The 4,943-nt window shown below is 31.5% G+C and carries 5 protein-coding genes; 1 reads left to right on the plus strand and 4 read right to left on the minus strand.

The annotated features are described in order from the left end of the window. Positions 1 to 69: 69 nt before the first annotated feature. Positions 70 to 1,038: a Gfo/Idh/MocA family protein gene (locus I6U48_RS27045; RefSeq protein ID WP_218323621.1), complete on the minus strand. Its 969-nt coding sequence runs from the start codon at positions 1,036 to 1,038 to the stop codon at positions 70 to 72. Positions 1,039 to 1,259: 221 nt separating this feature from the next. Between I6U48_RS27045 and I6U48_RS27050 the strand changes: the two genes are divergently transcribed. After that, positions 1,260 to 1,505: a TIGR04540 family protein gene (locus I6U48_RS27050; protein WP_218323622.1), complete on the plus strand. Its 246-nt coding sequence runs from the start codon at positions 1,260 to 1,262 to the stop codon at positions 1,503 to 1,505. Between the two features lie 75 nt (positions 1,506 to 1,580). On the opposite strand, the gene I6U48_RS27055 is transcribed toward I6U48_RS27050, so the two are convergent. The 3 genes from I6U48_RS27055 to I6U48_RS27065 all read right to left on the minus strand — a co-directional run bounded on the left by I6U48_RS27055 (position 1,581) and on the right by I6U48_RS27065 (position 4,572). After that, on the minus strand, positions 1,581 to 2,441 hold the full coding sequence (locus I6U48_RS27055) for a YitT family protein (RefSeq protein ID WP_218323623.1): 861 nt from the start codon (positions 2,439 to 2,441) through the stop codon (positions 1,581 to 1,583). A gap of 108 nt (positions 2,442 to 2,549) precedes the next feature. Beyond that, positions 2,550 to 3,539 (minus strand): D-cysteine desulfhydrase family protein, encoded by a 990-nt coding sequence (locus tag I6U48_RS27060; protein WP_218323624.1) that lies wholly within the window; start codon positions 3,537 to 3,539, stop codon positions 2,550 to 2,552. A 40-nt stretch (positions 3,540 to 3,579) separates the two neighbouring features. Further along, positions 3,580 to 4,572, minus strand: a complete 993-nt coding sequence (locus I6U48_RS27065; protein ID WP_218323625.1) for an NADH:flavin oxidoreductase — start codon at positions 4,570 to 4,572, stop codon at positions 3,580 to 3,582. Positions 4,573 to 4,943: the final 371 nt, after the last annotated feature.

Genomic DNA, 4,943 nt, shown 5'->3' on the forward strand with positions numbered 1-4,943 from the left:
AGTTAAGTGTCGGCCGTAGATATCTATATAGATTTTCATCGTCGAAAGTTTGCTTATACAGATATCCAATTATTCAAAGGTATATTTTATGCCCCACTGACCTCTAACCTCATCCATTATTTCCATTACATCAACAGATAATTTCAAAGTATCATTGCTGTTTTTATCTAAAATATAACTATTCATGGCTTTAACTTCATAAATTAATGCCTTTGAAGTTTCACCAGCCTCTATAATTTCTACTTTCCCATCTGGATAGGTTATGGTTGCTTTATCTGCTCTTGGAAAGTTATCGACAGTTATATAACCTAGTTCTCCTGCAACGACACCTTTTTTCGGTTGTTTTGCCCTCATTGTTAAGGAAACTACTGCCATCTCATCATTAGAATTTTTAAGAATTATACCTGATTGTTCATCTACACCGGTTTCAAATTTCTTAACTGTTGTTAAAATTTCATTTGGCCTACTAGATAAAAAATACCTAGTAAAGGACAATGCATATGTACCAATATCAAGAAGCGCGCCTCCAGCCAAGTCTTGATTAAAAAATCTATTGTTAACATCATATTCTTTAAGACTTCCAAAGGATACTTGGATCATTTTAATTTTCCCAATTTTACCCAAGTTAGCAATCTCACGCAGCTTTCTATACAGAGGCATATGATAAATAGTCATAGCCTCAGCAACTACTAACCCTTTGCTCTCTGCTAAATTAACTATCTCTCTTAATTGTCTGCCATTTACTGTTATTGCTTTTTCACAAAATACATGCTTGTTATTTTCAAGACTCTTCATTATATATTCATAGTGATTGCAATGAGGGGTAGATATGTATACTATATCAATTTCTTTATCCTGCAGCATTTTATCATAGCTATCGTAAATTTTTTCAACATTATAATTACTTGAAAATTGCTTTGCCTTTTCAAGAGTTCGGGACCCTACTGCGTATATGCTTCCATTAACTTCATCAATAGCCTTTGCAAAGTCAGCTGCAATTGTTCCTGGCCCTAATATTGCCCATTTTATTTTATCCATACTTTCACCTCGAACTTAACATTTTATTCTCTTAAATCATTGTAATACCACTTCTTTTTTATAGCAATACTATTAATATATTGAAGTTTATACATAGGTGTATATCTATAAATTGATAAAAAATATATTTTGATAGTATAGATTTGCAAAAACTGAGTAAATACAGTATAATATCTTGTGTTTATATTAAAATATTTTAAAGTACACAGGAGTATATAGAGATGAGAGCAAGTTACAAAAACCCAAAAGAACTAGAAAGTAAATTAAGAGACTTAGTTGACACATATCTTGAGGGCTTACTAGACTATGAAGAACTTGAACAAACAGTTGCAGCAATAATAAATGCTAATGGAGACAGAGTCTACAAGAATGGGTTTATACCAACAAGATTATCTACAGCCCTTGGTTATGAAAGAACAGATATTATAGCAAAGATAGCAGAAACAACAAAACAACTTAATATGTAATGAAGAATTAAGAAGGTCAGCCTTTGATTAAAATCAATACTGACCTTTTATAATATTCCATTTCATATAAAAGTACTATAATCCGTTTCTAAATCCCTTTCCTTGCACTTCAGATGCATCCGAAATAGATATGAAGGCTTTCTTATCAACATTAGTGACAATATTTTTAAGTTCAGGCAATTGAGATAGCGGCACTATACAATATAATATTTTCTTTTCTTCTTTTGTATAAGCACCTTCACCATAAAGGTAAGTAACTCCCCTATTTAAATTACTTAATATTAGTTTAGACACTTCCTCTTCTTTTTCTGTAATAATAAATACCGATTTACTTTGGTGCAATCCCTTAACTACTTTATCCATAACAAAAGATGTTATATACATGGCTATCAATGTATATAACGCGCTAGGAATTCCGAATATACCAGCACTAATAGTAACAATTACTAGATTTATAGCAAATGATATAGTTCCTATGTTAAAATTAGAGTATTTTTTCCTAATTATCATAGCTACTATATCAAATCCACCGGTAGAACCTCTATGAGTAAACACTAATCCAAAGCCAATTCCATTAATAACTCCACCATATAGACAGTAAAGCAAGTTATCATTTATATTCAAAATATTAGATATGGACTGCGTCAATATTAGAGATAAAGAAAAAGATAGTGTTCCTACTAGAGAGTATATGGTAAATTTTTTATCTAATTTCTTTAAGCTCAATATAAAAAGAGGAATATTTGCCAGTAAAATTACATATCCTGCCTGAATTTTAAATACATATTGAAATATAAGTGCTACCCCCGTTACTCCTCCACTTAAAAGCTTAGCATGAATTAAAAACATATTCACACCAATTGAACCTAAAAAACTTCCAAATATAATAAATAAAAGATCAATTATATTATTTTTATTTAAAAACTTAGTATTCATTTTACCTCCTCGTCAAATAATTTTTAGTTGTACTTAACTAAAATTGCTAATAAAAAGTGATGGCATACTCCGTCATCACTTTTACTTAAATATTATATACGAAAATCTTTAAAATTCAAACAAATCTTTTTGTGGAAAAACCCCAAATATTCCACCAGTATGAACAAAGAGAACGTTTTTGCATTCTTTAAAGCTTCCTCTTTTAATTTCTTCTGCTAGTCCATACATTGCCTTGCCTGTATAAACAGGATCCAAAATTATACCCTCTAACTTTGCAAGCTCATATATAAATTGTAATTCTTCTTGTCTACTTATTGCATATCCTCTTCCAACATAACCATCCAAAATATTAATTTCATCTTTAGAGAATTCTAAGTTTACGTTAAGATATTCTGAGCTTTCGTATAATATACTATAAATCTTATTTTTAAAGTATTCATCATCATCACACACATTTACTCCGTAAATATCTCCATTATAATTTAATATCTTTTTAGCTAGCAATAATCCAGAGTAAGTCCCTCCTGATCCTGTAGCAACAATTATTCTATCAAAGTGCACATTCATTTCTTTTTCTTGCTCTATGATTTCTTCCATTGCCTTATAATATCCAAAGCCTCCAATTCCATTGGATGCACCTTCTGGAATAATGTAAGGCTTAAATCCTTTATGCTCTAGTTCTATCTTAATTTGTTCCATAATCTTCATTCTTTTATCTTTATAATCCTCTGGTGTTATGAATCGAATTTCTGCCCCAAGAAGTTTATCTAAAAATAGATTTCCATTTAGTTCTGTGCCACTGTTCCCTTTTAATACTAGACAGGAATTCAATCCAAGCTTTGCAGCTATTGCCGCTGTAGCTCTGCAATGATTTGACTGAATTCCCCCACAAGTAATTAATAAATTGCAACCTTTATCAACGGCTTCTTTTACAGTAAATTCAAGTTTCCTTATCTTGTTTCCTGAAACTTCAATTCCAGTCTGATCATCTCTTTTTATATAGATATCAGGTCCACCTAATTTTTTTGAAAGCTTCTTCATTTTTTCAATTTTAGTTGGTAAATTTGCAATAGATATTCTTTCTGGAATTTTAATCATTTTACTCCCCCATAATTATGATTTACAACTCATTAGAAGCTTATCTTAGACTTTCAAAAGCCTTTTTAGCCCATTCTGAATCTTTATATATAGCCCTTCCTACACCGATAAGATCAGCTTTTCCTTCTAAAAGTAATCTTTCAGCATCCTTAACTTCCGTTATGCCTCCAGTTAAAATAACTGGAATCGATACAACCTCTTTTATACCTTCACTTAAAGGTGCAAAATAACCTGGTAAAGTATTGTCTTCTAGAGTAAACCTGCAGAATCCTCCAGATATATCTATTACATCTACTCCTGCCTTTTCGAATTCATGAGCTGCAATTTTGCTATCTTCGATTGTAATTCCACCTTCCATATAATCGGAAGCTCCCAATCTAATAAAAATTGGCATCTCATTACCTACAGCTTCACGCACTGCTTTTATAATTTCAAGATGGATTTTTATTCTACTATTTACATCTCCACCATACTCGTCAGTTCTCTTATTGGTGAGTGGAGAAAAAAACTGGTTTAAAAGATATCCATGGGCAGAATGAATTTCTACTCCATCAAATCCTGCTTTCTTTACACGTAAAGCCGCCTTTTTAAAGCTTTCCACTATATCTTTAATTTCCTTCTTAGTAAGTTCTCTTGGCATGTCGCCTTTAAATGGATTTGCTACAGCAGAAGGAGCAATTGGAATACTTCCTGTAACCTCTGTAAGCGCTGCACTTCCAGCATGGTTAAGCTGCATTACTGCCTTAGAACCGTTTTTTTGAATAACATTAGCTAGTTTCTTCAAGTTTTCTATTGTACTGTCCTCTGCTACAGAAAGCTGGTTTTCACTGGCCTTTCCTTGCTGTTCAATAAAACTGTGTTCAACAATAATGAGTGATATATATCCACCTCTAGACTTTTCGTCATAATACTCTAGAACTTCCCTGCTTACTTTACCATCCTTTTCAGACTTTGCTGTAGCCATAGGTGGCATAATTAACCTATTTTTCAAAACTAATCTACCACTTTCTAGTGGTTTAAGTAATTGAGACATTATTTTTCCTCCCATCTTTCTTCAAAAATTTTTATATAATTATTATTCTTGCTTTAATTATAATACCCAAACTAAACCTGTATAACTACTATTAGTATAATATAACTTACATACCATTTACTAGTGTGCTATAAAGATTAACAATAAAAACTGTAAACAAACTTGTTTACAGTTTAGTAAATTAATCAATTAAATTTGTTTATATAGATAACCACCCCAGACACTTAACTTATACTATGAGAATTATCGGTAATAATTGGGAGATGCAAACATATTTCTAGAGGACAATTGACAAAGGACATAGGACAGTGAAGGTAAGTTTTCTTCCTTACGTCAGAAAGCTAATTCATTTTTTTAGGCTTGTTTTGTGA

Source organism: Clostridium thailandense, assembly GCF_019207025.1.
Lineage (GTDB): Bacteria > Bacillota > Clostridia > Clostridiales > Clostridiaceae > Clostridium_AM > Clostridium_AM thailandense.